The sequence below is a fragment of the Streptomyces sp. NPDC002138 genome (assembly GCF_040296485.1).
GTDB lineage: Bacteria > Actinomycetota > Actinomycetes > Streptomycetales > Streptomycetaceae > Streptomyces.
In genome coordinates, this window is sequence record NZ_JBEOXE010000012.1 from 13,251 (window position 1) to 30,217 (window position 16,967).

General features: G+C 74.3%; 14 protein-coding genes. 9 read left to right on the forward strand and 5 right to left on the reverse strand.

All coding sequences use genetic code 11. The annotated features are described in order from the left end of the window. Positions 1-99: 99 nt before the first annotated feature. The 5 genes from ABT084_RS10410 to ABT084_RS10430 all read left to right on the forward strand — a co-directional run bounded on the left by ABT084_RS10410 (position 100) and on the right by ABT084_RS10430 (position 4,176). Complete coding sequence (locus tag ABT084_RS10410; protein WP_351040563.1) at positions 100-198, forward strand: putative leader peptide; 99 nt, start codon at positions 100-102, stop codon at positions 196-198. Positions 199-498: 300 nt separating this feature from the next. Beyond that, a complete protein-coding gene (locus tag ABT084_RS10415) occupies positions 499-1,614 on the forward strand; it encodes an aliphatic sulfonate ABC transporter substrate-binding protein (protein WP_351040566.1) in 1,116 nt (371 codons plus the stop codon). 400 nt (positions 1,615-2,014) lie between these two features. Next, positions 2,015-3,019 carry a dihydroxyacetone kinase subunit DhaK gene (dhaK, locus tag ABT084_RS10420; RefSeq protein WP_351040569.1) on the forward strand — a complete coding sequence of 335 codons (1,005 nt, stop codon included), beginning with the start codon at positions 2,015-2,017 and terminating at the stop codon, positions 3,017-3,019. Between the two features lie 174 nt (positions 3,020-3,193). Beyond that, complete coding sequence (dhaL, locus tag ABT084_RS10425; protein ID WP_351040870.1) at positions 3,194-3,775, forward strand: dihydroxyacetone kinase subunit DhaL; 582 nt, start codon at positions 3,194-3,196, stop codon at positions 3,773-3,775. Further along, positions 3,772-4,176, forward strand: coding sequence for a PTS-dependent dihydroxyacetone kinase phosphotransferase subunit DhaM (locus ABT084_RS10430; protein WP_351040572.1), 405 nt, complete (start codon positions 3,772-3,774; stop codon positions 4,174-4,176). The genes dhaL and ABT084_RS10430 overlap by 4 nt, the downstream gene beginning before the upstream one ends. 141 nt (positions 4,177-4,317) lie before the next feature. Here the strand turns inward: ABT084_RS10430 and ABT084_RS10435 are convergent, their stop codons facing one another. Further along, positions 4,318-4,713, reverse strand: coding sequence for an RNA-binding S4 domain-containing protein (locus ABT084_RS10435; protein WP_351040574.1), 396 nt, complete (start codon positions 4,711-4,713; stop codon positions 4,318-4,320). Positions 4,714-4,894: 181 nt separating this feature from the next. On the opposite strand from ABT084_RS10435, the gene ABT084_RS10440 reads away from it, so the two are divergent. The 3 genes from ABT084_RS10440 to ABT084_RS10450 all read left to right on the forward strand — a co-directional run bounded on the left by ABT084_RS10440 (position 4,895) and on the right by ABT084_RS10450 (position 8,368). Continuing rightward, positions 4,895-5,290, forward strand: a complete 396-nt coding sequence (locus tag ABT084_RS10440; protein WP_351040577.1) for a TOBE domain-containing protein — start codon at positions 4,895-4,897, stop codon at positions 5,288-5,290. Positions 5,291-5,383: 93 nt separating this feature from the next. Further along, positions 5,384-6,211, forward strand: a complete 828-nt coding sequence (modA, locus tag ABT084_RS10445) for a molybdate ABC transporter substrate-binding protein (RefSeq protein WP_351040580.1) — start codon at positions 5,384-5,386, stop codon at positions 6,209-6,211. A gap of 147 nt (positions 6,212-6,358) precedes the next feature. Then, positions 6,359-8,368, forward strand: coding sequence for an ABC transporter permease (locus ABT084_RS10450; protein WP_351040583.1), 2,010 nt, complete (start codon positions 6,359-6,361; stop codon positions 8,366-8,368). Here ABT084_RS10450 and ABT084_RS10455 read toward each other — a convergent pair. Beyond that, positions 8,349-11,327 (reverse strand): phosphodiester glycosidase family protein, encoded by a 2,979-nt coding sequence (locus tag ABT084_RS10455; RefSeq protein WP_351040585.1) that lies wholly within the window; start codon positions 11,325-11,327, stop codon positions 8,349-8,351. The two genes, ABT084_RS10450 and ABT084_RS10455, sit on opposite strands and share 20 nt — an antisense overlap. A gap of 190 nt (positions 11,328-11,517) precedes the next feature. Here ABT084_RS10455 and ABT084_RS10460 point away from each other — a divergent pair, with 190 nt between their 5' ends. Then, positions 11,518-12,264, forward strand: coding sequence for a DUF4328 domain-containing protein (locus tag ABT084_RS10460; RefSeq protein WP_351040588.1), 747 nt, complete (start codon positions 11,518-11,520; stop codon positions 12,262-12,264). A gap of 3 nt (positions 12,265-12,267) precedes the next feature. On the opposite strand, the gene ABT084_RS10465 is transcribed toward ABT084_RS10460, so the two are convergent. The 3 genes from ABT084_RS10465 to ABT084_RS10475 all read right to left on the reverse strand — a co-directional run bounded on the left by ABT084_RS10465 (position 12,268) and on the right by ABT084_RS10475 (position 16,717). Then, positions 12,268-14,436, reverse strand: coding sequence for a SpoIIE family protein phosphatase (locus ABT084_RS10465; RefSeq protein WP_351040591.1), 2,169 nt, complete (start codon positions 14,434-14,436; stop codon positions 12,268-12,270). A gap of 139 nt (positions 14,437-14,575) precedes the next feature. Then, a complete protein-coding gene (locus ABT084_RS10470) occupies positions 14,576-14,923 on the reverse strand; it encodes a peptidase inhibitor family I36 protein (protein WP_351040593.1) in 348 nt (115 codons plus the stop codon). A 189-nt stretch (positions 14,924-15,112) separates the two neighbouring features. Further along, positions 15,113-16,717, reverse strand: coding sequence for an alpha/beta hydrolase (locus tag ABT084_RS10475; protein ID WP_351040596.1), 1,605 nt, complete (start codon positions 16,715-16,717; stop codon positions 15,113-15,115). Positions 16,718-16,967 lie beyond the last annotated feature (250 nt).

The following is a 16,967-nucleotide window of genomic DNA, read 5'->3' on the forward strand; positions in this document are numbered from 1 at the left end:
AGGCGTCCACCATGCGGTCGGCCTCTTGGGGCACGTGTTCACCTCTGCCAATATGCCTACCAACCAGGTGGGAAAACTAGGAATTCGGGAGAGGCGGCCATGCGCACACCGCACCACGCGGGCCGGATGCTGCCCCTGACCTCCCGTCGGCACATCGACCTGGTCCGTACCTCGAGCGCCATCTGTCCGCGCGGCTGACCACCACTCGCGGGGCACGGCGCCACACCGGGTACACCCCCTGGGCGTGAGCGCACCACCGTGCGTCACCCCACTGCGCCGGCCCCACCGCGCCGCCCCACCGGGCTCTCCCGACCACAGCCGCGCTCCCACCGCCGTCAGGCGGGAACGGATGTCGCGCGTCCGCGTGCCGCTTGTTGCGCGTCGCTCCCCTCCCCACCCCGCTCAGCGCCCCACCGCGCTCAGCACCCACCGCGCTCAGCACCCATCTCGCTCATCTCCGCACCTCGCCCCAGCTCCGTCCCCTGAGAGGACAACTCCGTGTTCGCCGCAAGACCGCTCACCACCCTGCGCGCCATCGCCGTCACAGCGTCGCTTCCCCTGCTGCTCACCGCTTGCGGTTACGGCTCCGAGGCCGCGAAGGACGAGCCCGCCGCCCAGGCGAGCGCCGCCCCGGCCGACGGCAAGAAGCTCTCCGCCTCCGAGGTCCGCATCGGCTACTTCCCCAACCTGACGCACGCCACCGCGCTCGTCGGCATCCAGGAAGGCCTGATCGCCAAGGAACTCGGCACCACCGCGCTCAAGCCCCAGACCTTCAACGCCGGCCCCTCCGAGATCGAAGCCCTCAACGGCGGCTCCCTCGACATCGGATTCATCGGCCCCTCCCCCTCGATCAACGGCTACGTCAAGTCCAAGGGCACCAACCTGCGGATCATCTCCGGCTCCGCCTCCGGCGGCGTGAAGCTCGTCGTGAACCCGGACAAGATCAAGACCCTGGACGACCTCAAGGGCAAGAAGATCGCCACCCCCCAGAAGGGGAACACCCAGGACGTCGCCTTCCTCAACTGGATCTCCGAAAAGGGCTGGAAGGTCGACCCCGAATCCGGCAAGGGCGACGTCTCCGTCGTCCGCACCGACAACAAGGTCACCCCCGACGCCTTCAAGCAGGGCTCCATCGACGGCGCCTGGGTCCCGGAGCCGACGGCCTCCAAGCTCGTCTCCGACGGCGGCTCCGTCCTCCTCGACGAAACCGCCCTGTGGCCCGACAAGAAGTTCGTCATCACGAACATCATCGTGTCGCAGAAGTTCCTCAAGGAACACGCCGACGTGGTCGAGGCCGTCCTGCGCGGCACCGTCAAGACCAACGAGTGGATCAACGCCAACCAGGACAAGGCGAAGGCCTCCGCCAACGCCGCCCTCAAGACCCTGAGCGGCAAGGAACTCGACCCCAAGGTCATCGACCCGGCGTGGCCCAGCATCCTCGTCACCGACGACCCGCTGGCGAGCACGCTGAAGACGGAGTCCGACTGGGCGGTCAAGGCCAAGCTCATCGAGCAGCCCGACCTGGCCGGCATCTACGACCTGTCGCTCCTGAACAAGGTCCTCAAGGCCGCGGGCAAGCCCGAGGTCTCCGACGCCGGCCTCGGCACCAAGTAACCGCTCGCCGGAGCCCTGGCCGCGCGTCCCGGGTCAGGGGTCAGGGCACACCACCAGCGATCACCAGCTCTGGAGCACCCGATCCAGCGCGCCGCCCGGCCCGCGGGTCCCCATACCCGCGGGCCCGCCCACCCGGGGACCGCGACGGCGTCGTCCCAGACGGCCCGGACCCCGTCGGCCAGGTCGTCGGGGACAAGGGTTCGGAATGCGCACGGCCAACTCGTCCCCGAGGCGCCACCACCCGGGCCCCGAGCCACGCCGGAGGCCCCGGCTGCCTGTCGCCGCGGGGCGCGCTCCCCTACCGTCAGAGTCCGCGGGTGTGCCGCCGACAGGTCGTCTGACGAATCGTCATGCACACCGCACAGAGGGCCACCTGCCACCCTTTCACCGGGAGATGCGCATGAGGATGCTGATCAACAGTCCGGAGACCGTCGTCGCCGACGCGCTGCGGGGGATGGCCGCCGCGCATCCCGAGCTGGACGTCGACGTGGAGCGGCGGATCGTCGTACGCCGGGACGTGCGCGGGGGCGGCCGGGTCGGCATCGTGTCCGGGGGCGGGTCCGGGCACGAACCGCTGCACGCGGGGTTCGTGGGGTACGGGATGCTGTCGGCGGCGTGTCCTGGCGAGGTGTTCACCTCCCCCGTGCCCGACCAGATGCTGCGGGCGGCGACCGCCGTGGACAGCGGGCAGGGGGTCCTGTTCGTCGTCAAGAACTACACGGGGGACGTCCTCAACTTCGAGATGGCCGCCGAGCTCGCCGACGAGGACGGCATCCGGATCGAGCGGGTGCTGGTCGACGACGACGTCGCGGTCACCGACAGTCTCCACACGGCCGGCCGCCGCGGCACCGGCGCCACCCTCTTCGTCGAGAAGATCGCCGGGGCGGCCGCCGAGGAGGGCGCGCCGCTGGACCGGGTCGCCGCGCTCGCCCGGCGGGTGAACGCGTCGTCCCGCAGCTTCGGGGTCGCCCTGGGCCCGTGCAGCACCCCGGCCAAGGGCAGCCCGACCTTCACCTTGCCGGACGGTGAGCTGGAACTGGGCATCGGCATCCACGGCGAGCCCGGGCGGGAGCGGCGCCCGATGATGACCGCGCGGGAGATCGCGGAGGTGTCGGTGGAGGCCGTCCTGCAGGAGCTGGCGGAGGTGGGCCCGGCCGACGGGCCGGTGCTCGCGCTGGTCAACGGCATGGGCGCGACGCCGCTGCTGGAGCTGTACGGGTTCCACGCCGAGGTCGCGCGGGTGCTCGCGGCGCGGGGCGTGCCGGTGGCCCGGGCCCTGGTCGGGAACTACGTCACGGCGCTCGACATGGCGGGTTGTTCGGTCACCCTGTGCCGAGCCGACGACGAGTTGCTGCGGCTGTGGGACGCTCCCGTGCAGACCACCGCGCTGCGTTGGGGCCGCTGACCCCGGGAATCGCCTCAGGCCCCGTAGGGTGAAGTCCGGGCCCAGGAGTCCGGGACGACGCGTCCAGGAGTCCAGGAGTCCGGGACGACGGGCGATCGACTGCGAGGAGATCCGGTGGGAGACGCGGTGCGGGACCGGGAACCAGTGCGGGACGCGGCGTTCTGCGGACGCTGGATGAACGCCGTGACGGCCTCGGTGGAGCGCGAGGCGGACCGGCTGACGGAGCTGGACTCCCCCATCGGCGACGCCGACCACGGCAGCAATCTGCTGCGCGGCTTCCTGGCGGTACGGGCCGCACTCGAGGCCCAGCCGCCGTCCTCCCCCGGCGCCGTGCTCCAGCTCGCGGGCCGGACCCTGATCGGCGTGGTGGGCGGGGCGTCCGGCCCCCTCTACGGAACCCTGCTGCGGCGCACCGGCAAGGAACTCGGCGACGCGGCGGAGGTCTCCGACGAGGAGCTGCGCAAGGCGCTGTACGCGGGGGTGGGCGCCGTCGCCCAACTGGGCGGAGCCGCGCCGGGCGACAAGACGATGCTGGACGCGCTGGTACCGGGGGTCGGGGCGCTGAGTACCTCGTACCGGGCGGCGGCGGTGGCGGCCGAGAGCGGGGCGCTGGCGACCGTACCGCTCCAGGCCCGCAAGGGACGGGCGAGCTATCTGGGCGAGCGGAGCATCGGGCACCAGGATCCGGGCGCCACCTCGGCGGCCCTGCTGCTCGCGGCGCTCGCGGACACGGCGGAGGCGGTGGACGCGCCATGAGCGGGGCGCTCGTAGGGATCGTGCTGGTGTCGCACAGCGCGGAGGTGGCCCGGTCGGTGTCGGAGCTGGCGTGCGGCCTGGTGGCGGGCGGTCCCGCCGTGCCGGTGGCCGCCGCGGGCGGCACGCCGGAGGGCGCGCTGGGCACGAGCGCCGAGTTGATCCTGGCCGCGGCCCGCTCGGTGGACCGGGGCGCGGGGGTGGCGCTGATCGCGGACCTCGGCAGTTCGGTGCTGACCGTCAAGGCGCTGCTGCTGGACGAGGAGCTGCCCGCGGGGTCGCGGCTGCTGGACGCGCCGTTCCTGGAGGGTGCGGTGGCGGCGGTGGTGACCGCCGCCACCGGTGCCCCGCTGGACGCCGTGGCCGCGGCGGCGGGCGAGGCCTACGACTACCGGAAGGTGTGACGGCGCCCGAACCCGAGACGCTCGAACCTGAGAAGCCCTAATCCGAGACGCCCTAACCCGAGACGCCCGAACCCGAGACGCCCGAACCCGAGAAGAAGGCCGCGGGCCCACCCCGCGACGCCCCCGGACCGGCCGTTCCGCTCAGCGGCCCCGCAGGTTCTCGATGTCGCGGCGCTCGCGCTTGGTGGGGCGGCCCGCGCCCCGGTCGCGGATGCCCACGACGGCCGCTTCGACGGGAGTCGGCGGGGGCGGGCTGTTGTCGGTCAGGCACTCGGCGGCGACCGGCGCGCCGACCCGCTTCGTCACGGCCCGCCGGACCACGACGACGCGCTCGCGCCCGGCGTGGTAGAGCCGCACCTCGTCGCCCGGGCCGACCGCCTGGGCCGGTTTGGCGCGTTCGCCGTTGACCTTCACGTGTCCCGCCCGGCAGGCGGCGGCCGCGAGCGAGCGGGTCTTGGTCAGCCGTACCGACCAGATCCAGCTGTCCACCCGCGCCGTTCCCGCTCCCGCCGTTCCCGCCGTCACCTCTTCAGCCATGCACCGACTCTATCCATCCGCGTCCCCCGGCCGGGCGGCCTCTCGACCGGGCCGGGCCGCGCGTCCGGCGGTCGGCCGACGGAGCGGCGTTTGGCGGATACGACAATCCGCATAGCACCTGCCAGGTACATCATCCCAATGGGATTGCACATGCGGCAGATCTGCCCCTACCTTGTCGCACATGCAGTCCTACACCATCGGACAGGCGGCGCGCCTGCTCGGCGTCAGCCCCGACACCGCCCGTCGTTGGGCCGATGCCGGACGGGTCGCGACCCATCGTGACGAGAGCGGCCGCCGGCTCATCGACGGCCGCGACCTCGCCGCCTTCTCCGTCGAGGTGGGCCAGGGCGCCCACGCGGAGGACGGCGAGCCGTACACCTCGGCCCGCAACGCCTTCCCGGGGATCGTCACCGCCGTCAAGCTCGGCGACGTGGCGGCCCAGGTCGAGATCCAGGCCGGTCCCCACCGCCTGGTCTCCCTGCTCACCCGCGAGGCCGTGGAAGAGCTGGGGCTGGAGGTCGGCATGCAGGCCACCGCCCGCGTGAAGTCCACCAGCGTGCACATCGACCGCGCCTAGCCGTACCGCTCGTACGCCGCTTTTCACGTCCGTCCCCGCCCGCTCCGCCCGTCCCCGGCGCGGGTCCTTGCCAGACCCGAGGAGCCGAACCAGATGTTCTCCACCCGCATCAACCGCCGCCGTGCGGCCGCCGCCGTCCTGGGCGCCGCCCTGCTCGTCCCGCTGACCGCCTGCGGCAAGGACGACGCGAAGAAGCCGGCCGCCGACGCCGCGGGCACGGGCGCGTCCGCCTCCCCGTCGGCCGCCGCGCCGAAGGCCGCCAACCTGACGGTCCTGGCCGCCTCCTCGCTGACCGACGTCTTCAAGGCGGCCGGCGCGGCGTACGAGAAGGCCAACCCCGGCACGAAGATCACCTTCTCCTTCGCCGGTTCGCAGGAGCTGGCCGCCCAGGTCAAGCAGGGCGCCCCGGCCGACGCCCTGGTCACGGCCGACACCAAGACCATGGACGGCCTGAAGGCCGAGACCAACGACCCGAAGGTCATCGCGAAGAACCGCCTGGTCATCGCCGCGGGCAAGGGCAACCCGTTCAAGATCGGTTCCCTCAAGGACCTCGCCGACACCAAGATCAAGGTGGTCCTCGCGGCCCCCGAGGTCCCGGTCGGCCGCTACAGCAAGCAGATCCTCGACGCGCAGAAGATCGAGGTGAAGCCGGTGTCGCAGGAGCCCAACGTGCGCGCCGTGCTGAGCAAGGTCGAGCTGGGTGAGGCCGACGCCGGTCTCGTCTACAAGACGGACGCCAACACCGCCAAGGACAAGGTCGAGACCGTCGACATCCCGGACGAGCAGAACGCCGTCGCGTCCTACCCCGCCGCCTCCCTCAAGGGGTCCAAGAACGCCGAGGCCGCCGCCGCGTTCGTGGCGTGGCTGAGCACCCCCGAGGCGCAGACGATCCTCCAGGGCGCCGGTTTCCAGCAGCCGTAGCCCTACCCACGGCGCGCGGCACCGCTGACGCGCCGGACACGACCGATATGAAGAGGGGCTGCCTGGTCCGGGGGGACAGGCAGCCCCTCTCCGTACGTCCCCGCACCCCGCCACGAGCGGGCACAACAGGCAGAGCAGGCAGAGCCGATGGCCAGATTCCGGACCCGCAGCGGCGGCTCCGCCCCACGTATCCGCACGGGCGGCCAGAGCGCCGGCCGCAAGCGCGCCCGCTCGCGCCCCCGCCCGCCGCTCGCCCTCGCGCTGCCCGCACTGCTCGCCGTCGCCTTCCTGCTCCTGCCCCTCCTCGGCATCCTCGCGCGCACCGAGTGGAGCAATCTGGGCTCGCACCTCACCACACCGGGCGTGGTCGAGGCCCTCAAGCTCTCCCTCTTCGTCTCGTTCTGGGCGCTCGGGCTCTCCCTGCTGCTCGGAGTGCCGCTGGCCTGGCTGCTGGCCCGGGTGCGCTTCCCCGGGAAGCCCGTGGTCCGCTCGCTCGTACTGCTGCCGATGGTGCTGCCGCCGACCGTGGGCGGTGTCGCCCTGCTGCTCGGCTTCGGGCGGCGCGGGCTGCTCGGGCCCTGGCTGGAAGGCACCTTCGGCATCACCCTGCCCTTCCACACGTCGGGCGCGGTGATCGCCGCCACCTTCGTCGCGATGCCGTTCCTGGTCATCAGCCTGGAGGGGGCGCTCGGCGGTCTCAAGCAGAGTTACGAGGAGACCGCGGCCTCCCTCGGAGCCTCGCCGGTCCGGGTGTTCTTCACGGTCACCCTGCCCATGGTGGCCCCCGGGCTGATCGCCGGAGCCGCGCTGACCTGGGCCCGGGCGCTCGGCGAGTTCGGTGCGACCATCACCTTCGCCGGGAACCTGCCCGGCACCACCCAGACCCTGCCGCTCCAGGTGTACCTGCTCCTCCAGGACCGCCCCGAGGCGGCCACCTCGCTGTCGCTGCTGCTGCTCGCGATCGCCATGGCCGTACTGATCGGGCTGCGCGGACGGTGGACCGGAACCCCGCTCTCCGCCGACCGCGCGGAGACCCCCGGCGCTCCCGCGGCCGCGCCCGCCGACCCGGCGTCGTACCCCGCGGACGTTCCCGCCCCCACCCGCACCGCGAAGGCCGCCGAACGCTGGCCCCTGCACGCCGCGGTGACCGGCTTCAACGAGCTGACCCTGGACGCCGGCCCCGGCACCACCATCGCCGTCGTCGGCGAGAACGGCGCGGGCAAGACCACCCTGCTGCGGGCCCTGCTCGGCCTGACCCCGCGCGCCCACGCCGAACTGAGGCTCGGCGACGTGGACGTCACCGCCCTCCCCCCGCACAAGCGGCAGGTCGCCTGGGTCCCCCAGGACGGCGCCCTTTTCCCGCACCTCAACGCCCTCGCCAACACCGCCTACGGGCTCCGCGCCCGCGGGGTCCCACGCGCCGAGGCCCGCGCCGAGGCACAGGCCTGGCTGGACCGGCTCGGCGTCGGCCACCTCGCCCGCCGCAAGCCCGCCCAGCTCTCCGGCGGCCAGGCGCAGCGCGTGGCCCTGGCCCGCGCCCTCGCCGCGCGCCCCCGCCTGCTCCTCCTCGACGAACCGCTCGCCGCCCTCGACCAGACCACCCGGGCGCGCGTCCGTCACACCCTGCGCACCCACCTCGCCGGTTTCGGCGGCGTCTGCCTCATCGTCACGCACGACCCCGTCGAGGCCGTCTCCCTGGCCGACCGGGTCCTCGTGCTCTCCGACGGGCGTGCCCTCCAGGACGCCCCGCCCACCGAGGTCACCCGGCATCCGCGCTCGCCGTGGGTGGCCCGCATGCTCGGCCGCAACGCCTGGCCCGGCACGGCGACCGGAGAGGGACTCGTGCTGGAGGGCGGCGGGCGGCTGGTGGTCGCGGATCCCCTGCCCGAGGGAGGCGCGGCGCTCGCGATCATCGCCCCCGAGGCCGTCTCGGTCCACCGCGATCGGCCCGGGGGCAGCCCCCGCAACGTATGGCCGGGCACCGTCCGCGAGATCACGGCCGTCGGCAGCAGGCTCCGGATCCTGGTCGCCTCGCCCGGGGCCCCGGACCTGGTCGCCGAGATCACCCCGGACGCCGCCGCCGAACTGGGCCTGACCGACGGCGCCGAAGTGTGGACCAGCGTCAAGGCGACCGAGGTCACCCTCGTCGCGCTGTGACCTGCGCCGCCGGTACGGGACCGGGCGCGGACCGCGGCTGTACGGAGAGCCACTCGCGCTCCCGGCCCGCCGCGCCGTCGGCTCCCACCAGCACCCAGCCCGCGTGCCCGGCCGTCACCATCAGCACGCCCTCGGCCCGGCCCACCGTGGCCGCGGGGCCGCCGAGGGTCACCACCGCCGCGCCCTTGCCGGTCGCGCGCCGGAACTCCGCGAGCAGCCGGTCCCGGAGGGCCGCCTCCTTGCGGTCCAGCGGCGACGGTCCACCCCCGTCGTCCTGTACGACGACCAGCGCGCCGGTGTCGGCCTCCCGGCCCGCGGCGGCGATCCCCTCGCGCAGCGCCCGCAGCCGCTCCAGCCCGCCCCCCTCGAGGGTCCGGTGGGCACCGTCGAGGCGCAGGAAACGTACGCCCCGGTGCACGGACGACGAGGGCGCGTCCCCGGAGGCCACGACCACATCGGGTCCTTCGGCCCGGATCTCCTCCCGGGCCCGCGCCACGTCCGCCTCCGGCTGGCCCCCGGGCAGCAGCGCGAACCGCCAGGGGCGGGCCCGGACATCGGCGGGCGTGGCCGCGAGCGCCGGGTCCCGGACCACCGGGGCCGGCGGCACGACGCCGACCGTCGGGCCCTCCTCGGTCAGGGTGTCCAGCACCAGCGCGCCCGGGCGCGGTCCGGCGCTCGCCGAGAGGCGGTCGAGGGTCAGCGGGCGCTCGGCCGAGGCCGGTACGGGCAGGGTGATCCGGCGCCAGCCGGTCCAGTCGACGGCGGGGCCACGCAGCACCAGCTCGGCGCCGTCCCCCTCGCGCAGCCGGGCCGCGACCCGGCCCCCGGAGCCGTCGCCCTCGACCCACAGGGAGAGGGAGCGCGCCAGGTCCGGCAGCGGCACGGGGCGCGGCGCGTCCGCGACGGCAACCGCGCCGGGCCGCCGACCGGGCCCGTGCTGCGACTTGGGCTTGGGCTTCGGCACGGGCACGGGCACGGGCTTGGAGACGGGCGGGAGCTCGGGCCGCGGCGCGGACACGGGCTCGGGCTTGGGGCTCGCCTTCGCTCCGGGCTCCGCCTCACCGGGCTCCGGTTCCGCTCCGGGTGCGGCCGTGAGGTCGAGGCGGAGCCCGGTCCCGGTGTGTCCAGGGGCCACGCTCGCGCGCGGTCCGGTCCAGCGTTCCGCGTCGCTCAGGTCGGCCACCTCTTCCTCCACCAGGCCCACCCCCACGGCGAGTTCGGTGGTCACCGCGGGGGTACCCGGCGGCGTGACCGTGGCCCGGAGCCGTCCGGTGGCCCGTGGCACCAGGGCGGTCAGCGTGAAGCCGCCGCGCCCGTCCTCGCCGACCCGCCAGCGCGTACGGTCGTACTCCCACCGCACGTCACGCCCTTCGACCGGGGCGGTCCTGCCCTGTGCGTCCACACCGGTGAGCCCGAAGCGGGCCGTCTCGGTCGGCCCCGCGAGGCCGAGGCCGCGCGTGCTGGGCCGGAGGCCGGTGAGCGGGCCGAGCACGTCCAGGCGGAGCTCTCCCCCGGCCTCCGCGTGCCGGGCGCGCACCGCCGCGCCGCCGGTGCGCAGGGCGTGGAAGACCCCGCCGGAGTCGACCCGGCCGGCGCCGCCCCGGTCCACCGACCAGCCGGGCCCGGCCGTCCCCGGGTCGGCCCGCACCGGGCCGAGGGTGGCGTCGTAGCCGGTGGCGGTGAGGGTGCGGGTCAGGCCGGGAAAGACCCGGGTGGCGCCGCCGAGGGCCTCGACGCGGTAGCCCGCGAGCCGGCCCGTGCCGGTGGGGACGGTGAGCACCAGCCCGTTGGCGACCTTGCGGAGGCTGCCGTCGGACGGGGAGTTCTCGAGGTCGAGGGCGGTGGTCCCGCTGCGTCCGGCGAGCAGGGTGGTGGAGCCGCCGCCGTCGAGGTTGAGTGCGTCGTGGACCCCGAGCCCGTGCATGAGCTGCCCGAGCCGGGTGAGCGTGAGGCCCTGGCTGTCGCGCTGGCGGCCGTCGACGGTGACGACCCGCAGGCCGTGGCCGTCCCGGGAGAGGCCCACCGCGGTGCGCGGGGCGGCGGTGTCGTTCGGCTCGCCCGCGTGGTGCTGCGGTACCCCCGCCACGACCAGGGCCCCGCGCCCGCCCAGGGCGGCCGTCAGGGGGGCCTGTCCGCCGTCGCCGCGCGCGACCCCGGCCGACAGGGACACCGGGTCCCCGGGGCGCAGGGCCGCGACCCGCGCCGCCGCCCCGCCCCGGCCGACCAGCACCGTGACGCCGGGGGCGGGCGCCGTGCCGCGCGCGGGGGAACGTACCGCCGTCACCCGCCCGTCCCGTACGTCGGCCTCGGCGGCCGGGCCGGGGCCCGCGGCCGGGAGCGGACCCCAGGCCCAGTCGGCGGTGTAGGCGAAGTACCCCTGGGCGGGCGGCCGGGCGGTGTTGTACCCGGCGAGCGGGTGGGGAGCCGTGGGCGGGTCGCCGGGCAGGGTGACGCCGCCGGTGAGGCCGAGGCGCAGGATCCGCCCCGTGCCGTCGGCGCCGAAGCCGATGGCGGCTCCCGCGCCCGGGGCCGGAGCGTGCAGCAGGCGGCCACCGCGGATACCGGGCCCGAGCGGGGCTCCCGTACCGCGGATGTCGAAGAAGTCGCCGTTGACGGCGGCGGCCACCCGGCGGCCCGGGCCCGCGGGGTGGCGGGCGGCGGAATCGGCGACGGTGGCCGGGCCGTCGCCGCCGAGGTACTCGGCCCGGACGCCCGGGGCGCCGAGGTCCACGGCGAGTTCGTCGACGCGCAGCCAGCGGTCGCGCTCGAGGCGGTCGTAGGACTCGAGGCGGATCCCGGGGGCGAGGGGGCGGCTGGTCCGGGCGGTCTCGGTGCCGGTGCCGACCTCGGAGCCGGTGTTGGCCTCGGAGCCGGTGTCGGCGATCGCGGCGGGGCCGGGGCCCGCCAGTACGGCCGTGGAGAGGAGGAGCGTCAGCAGCGGGCGGAGTGTGGTGGGCACCTGGGCAGGATGCGCCGGTGCACCCCGACGCGAACCGATAAAACGGCCGTTAATACTCCGGTTCAGCCATTCGCCACGGCCGCTTCAAACCCTTGGACACAGATCGATCATCTGACGTATGTTCGCGCAGTTCCCGCCCTCGGCGGGTTTCTTTATGCGCACCATATGTACCCGTGGGGGGCCCTTCGTCATGTCCGTCCATCCATCCGCGCCGACCGGGCCCTCCGCGGCCGCCGACGGCATCGACACCGAAGCCGTTACCGGCGACACCGGGCCCGCGCCGCGCCCGCCCGCGGGCGTGGCGAGCGCGCTCGTCGTACTGCTCGCGGCGGCCACGCTGGTGAGTCTGGTCGGGTGCTACGCCGACTACCGGGTCTACGCGTCGCTGACCTCCTTCATCGACGACGGACTCAGCTCGCGGACGCTGGAGGACTTCGCGGCCGCCGACCGGCTCGGCGGTCTCGCGGTCAGCCTGCAGGCGCTCGCGCTGCTGCCGAGCGTCGTCCTCTTCCTCGTCTGGTTCCACCAGGTCCGGGTCACCGCCGCGGTGTTCGCACCCGAGGGCTTCAGCCGGGGGACGCGATGGGCGGTGGGCTGCTGGTTCATCCCGATCGGTCAGCTGTGGCTGCCGTTCAAGACGGCCACGGAGATCTGGGGAGCCAGCGCGCAGGCGGCGCCCGACGGTTCGTGGCGGCGCGTCTCCTACGGGCCCGTGGTGGCCTGGTGGGCCACCTGGATCGGCTCCAAGCTGCTGGCGTTCACCGCGCACCGGCTCGCCGCCTCCGGCTCCGCGACCGCGCTGCGCACCGCGGCCACGGTCTCGCTCACCGCGGACCTGCTGTTCCTGGCCTCGGGCGCGCTGGCCATCCGCTTCGTCCGCACGCTGACCGCGATGCAGCACACCAGGGCCACCGAGGGCCCGAACGCCCTCGTCTGACGCTCACCCGGAAGACCGCGGCGCCTCGGCCGGGGCGGCGGGCGGCACGGTCGCGGCGGGCGGCGCGCCGGGCATGGTGACGCGCACCGAGGCGGGAGCCGCGGCGGCGCCGACGGCGGCGGCGGACAGGGCGAATTCGCACCATACGCATTTGCCGGCTCCCATCGGCTCGACCCCCCACGCGTCGGCCAGCCGGTCCACCAGCATCAGCCCGCGCCCCGACACCGCCCAGTCGTCCGCCTCGCGGCGCCGCGGCAGCGCGCTGGACGCGTCCTCGACCTCGATCCTGATCCGGCCCTCGGCGGTGAGCCGCACGTTCACATGGCCACCCCCGTCGGTGTGGACGAGGGCGTTGGTCATCAGCTCGTCGGCGGCCAGCTCGATCTCGTCCGCCAGGTCCCGGGCACCCCAGGCCGCCACCGCCGCCCGGATCAGGTGCCGGGCCAGCGTCGGGCCGTCCGTGTCCCCGGGCACGAGCCGCTGCCGGAGGGGGCCGCCGCCGCGCGGGGCGGGCGTGCCCCGGCGGCGCAGCAGGAGCAGGGCCATGTCGTCGCCCGTACCGGAGTCGCCGACCAGGTCGCACAGCACGTCGGCCAGCTCCTCCACATCGACCGGCCCGTCGCGCGCGGCCTCCATGAACTCCCGCATCCCGGTGTCCGCGTCGGCTCCGGGACGCTCGATCAGCCCGTCCGTGCAGAGCATCAGGGTGTCTCCCGGGTGCAGCTCCAGGGTGGTGACGGGGTAGTCGGAGCCGGTCCCGGACCGGTCGCGCGGTGGCAGCCCCAGCGGCAGGCCGCCGGCCGCGGACACGCGGTGGCAGCTGCCGTCGCCGCGCCGCACGACCGGGTCCAGGTGCCCGGCCCGCACGATGTGCAGCATCCCGCTGTTCAGGTCGATCTCCGCGTACGTACAGGTCGCGAAGCGCTCCGTCTCCAGCTCGCGCAGGAACGCGGCGGCCCGCGCCATCGCCGTGCCCGGGGTGTGCCCTTCGGCGATGTAGGCGCGCAGCACGATCCGCAACTGGCCCATGACGGCCGCCGCGTCCGTGTCGTGGCCCTCGACGTCGCCGATCATCACGCCGACGCGGCCCTCGCCGAGCGGGATCACGTCGTACCAGTCCCCGCCGATGTCCCGCCCCATCCGGGCCGAGCGGTAGCGTACGGCGATCCGCGCGCCCGGTACCTCCGGGATGCTGCGCGGCAGCATGGCCCGCTGGAGCCCCTCGGCGAGGTCGTGCTCCTGCTCGAAGAGGATGGCCCGCTGGAGGCTCTGCGCGATGCCGCTGCCGAGGGCCACGAGCAGGTTGCTCTCCTCGGCGGTGAAGTCCCCCTCCCGCGCGTACAGCAGCCCGATCGCGCCGATCGGGCGGCCCTGGGCGATCAGCGGGAGGTAGACCCCGCTGCGCACGGAGAGCGGGGCGATGTACCGCCACAGCAGCGGGTAGCGGCGCTCGAATTCGTCGCGCGAGGTGACGTAGACCGGTTGCAGAGTGCGTACGGCCTCGCTCATCGGGAAGTCCGCGTCGAGCCGGGTGTATTCGATCTCGGGGACGTACGTGCCCAGCTGTCCCTCCGCCACGAGGTGGACCCGGCCGCCGTCGACCACGCCGAGCATGATGCTGACGGCACCGAGGTGCCCGAGCGCGGCGGGGTCCTTGAGGATGTCGGTGACGTCGTTGACGGTCCGGGCGTGGGCCAGGATGGCGGTGGTCCGCTCCACCACGCCCGTCATCCGGCGCCGCCCCTCGTCCCGCTCGCTGCGGGCGCCCGGCTCGCCGGGATCGAGGTCGGCGTCCCGGACGATCCCGATGATCCGGTACGGGCGGCCGGTCGGGTCGCGCAGGATGTGGCCCTGGATGTGGGTCCAGCTGGCGGTGCCGTCCCGGCGGCGGATCCGGAAGTAGGCGCCGTAGTGGCTGCGCCCGTCCTTGAGCGCCTGGGCGACGCGGGCGTCGAGCCGGGCCTCCTCACCGGGCGTGATCCGCGCGCGGAGTCCGCCGGGGGTGCCGGTGAACTCCTCCGGACGCAGTTCGAAGACCCCGAGAGCGGTCGGGTCCAGATGCATCTGCCCGCTGTCGAGGTCCCAGTCGAAGGTGCCCATCCGGTTGAGCGCGAGGCTCAGGTCCGGGCGGGCAGGCCAGTCGACCGCGGGGGATTCTCCCCTTTCGGCCATGCCACCAGGGTCTCACCCATCGGCCCGGAGCGCGGTGGAAACCGGCCCGCCCCGCCCGGCCGGTCACCCTGCGTGACGCGGCCGGGGCGGGGGCGGGGCCGGGGCGGGGGCGGGGCGGGGCGGAACCGAAGGACCCGGCTCAGCAGCTTGCGCTCACCGCGTCGATGCGGCCACCGAAGTCGTTGCGGTAGTCGCGCCGCCAGTCACCGCTGCGCACCTGGCGGGTCGCCTTCGGTGACCAGTCGATGAAACAGGCGTCCACATTCGCCACGAAGGAACCGACGTGATCGTGCAGATGGGCCGGCATGTCCCGGTACCCGCTGCGGGGCGACCACTCCCAGCTCTGCCCGCCGTAGTCCGCACCGGTGTAGAAGCAGACCGAGCCGCTGGGACACGGAGCGGCCGCGGCGGCCGCGGGGGTCGCGGAGAGCAGGGGCAGGGCGGCGAGGGCGAGCGCGGCGCAGGCGCGCGTCAGGCTGGTGATCATGCCTGGTTTCTAGCGGAAGCCACCGCTCCGCGAGGAGGGCCGACCCGCCGAACTCACCCTCCCGAGTGGCCCGATTCACCGAAGAAACGACACGGCACCGACACGGCACCGAGAGGGCACCGGGGGTGGCCTCAGGATGTCACCGACGCGGCGCCGGTCAGCGCGGCCGACCCTCCTCCGGTCCTGTCCTCAGCGGGCCGCTGACCCCTCCGGATTCGGGGTGGGCGGCGGGTTGTGACAGGTCACGTCCTTCGCGGGCAACCGACCCGTCGACAGGTACGCGTCGACCGGTATGTTGGCGCAGGCCGTGGGGTTGGAGAGGTACACGCCGTGCCCCTCGCCACCCAGCGCCAGCACCATCCGCGACCCCTTGAGCGCCTGGTGCAGGCCCTGGCCGGTGGCGAGCGGGGTCTGCGGATCCCACTCGTTCTGCACGGTCATGACGTCGGCCCGGGTCTTCATCGGCGTCACGGCCTCCAGCGGGCGCTGCCAGAAGGCGCACGGCTTGATGTTCGACGCGAAGTCTCCGTACAGCGGATGCGCGACCTTGTCCCGCGCCGCGTCCTTCGCGTACTGCCCGGGGTCCCGCGGCCAGGCGTCCGTGTCCCCGCACACCACGGCCCAGTACACGGCGGTGCCGTTGCTGGAGGGGGCGTCGACCTCGCCCGATGACGACCCCGCCGCGTCGGCGCCCGGCCCGGCGGCCCGGGCGGGCCCGGGCGGCGACGCCGCGTCCGGCCCCTTCACGTCGGACCCCTTCGCCTCCGGCGCGGTGGCGCCGGTCTGCTGGGGCGGCTTGTCGGCCGAGGCCTTGATGGACTTGACGACGACCGAGGCACCCTCGGGCGAGAAGAAGAGCGACGGATCGGCCCTGAGATCGTCGCCCGTCAGCTTCTCCCCCTGGTGGCTGATCGGGTCCCGGTCTGCGCGTGCCACCAGCGCCCAGAAGGTCGCGGATACGGCCTCGGGCGTGGCGCCGAGCCCATAGGTGTCCGAGCGCTCCGCCGCCCACCGCGTCCACCGCTCGAAGGCGGGCTCGGCCCCGGTTCCCCATGCCTGGATCATGCCGCGCCAGACGCGTCCCGGGTCGATGCCGCTGTCCAGGACGAAGCGGTCGGTGCGCTGGGGAAACATCTGGGAGTACACCGCGCCGAGGTAGGTCCCGTACGAGTAGCCCAGATAGGAGATCTTCTTCTCCCCCAGGGCGGCGCGGATGACGTCCAGGTCGCGCGCCATGTTGCGGGTGGTGATGTACGGGATCACATCCCCCGACTTCTCACGGCACTTGTCGGCGATCCCCCGCGCCCAGGCCACGTCCGAGGCGAAGGTCTCGGGCCGGTAGGCCCCGCCGGCGCCCTTCTCGGCCTTGTTCAGCTCACCACAGCCGATCGGGCTGCTCTGACCGACACCGCGCGGGTCGAAGCCGACGAGGTCGTAGCGGTCCCGGACGTCCTTGGCCATCTCGGCATGCGTCCGTACCGGCCGGAAGAGCCCGGGGACCCCGGGACCGCCGGGGTTGAGGAGCAGCACACCGCGCCGTTTGGCGGGGGCCTCGCTCTTGATCCGCGATATGGCGAGGTCGAGGGTGCGCCCCTCGGGACGCTGGTAGTCGAGCGGCACCTTGAGCGTGGCGCACTCGTACGTCGCCGGTCTGTCCGGGCTGCAGCGGTGCCAGTCCGGCGTCTGGCGCAGGTATGCCGGGGTCTCGGCGGCGGATGCCGGGGGCGCCGCCAGCCCGGGCAGGGCGGCGGCGACGAGTCCGGCGGTCGCGAGGAGCGGTGCGAGGCGTTTCATGTGCGGGGGGCCATTCCCTTCATCGGGTCACATCGTGTGCGCCTCCACTGTGTTGGACGGGGTGGGTCGACCGAATCCCTCGCAGGAGCCGACCTTTTGTCCCCCTTGCGTACCACGCGAAATCCAGCCGGTTGGCCGAGAAACAACCCCGTGATCCACGCGCACCCCGGGGCCTCCGGGCCGGGCCCGCGCATCCCCGCGTAGTCCCCTCCCTCTTGGGGAGGACGGGCGGCGGGACGGGCGGCGGGAC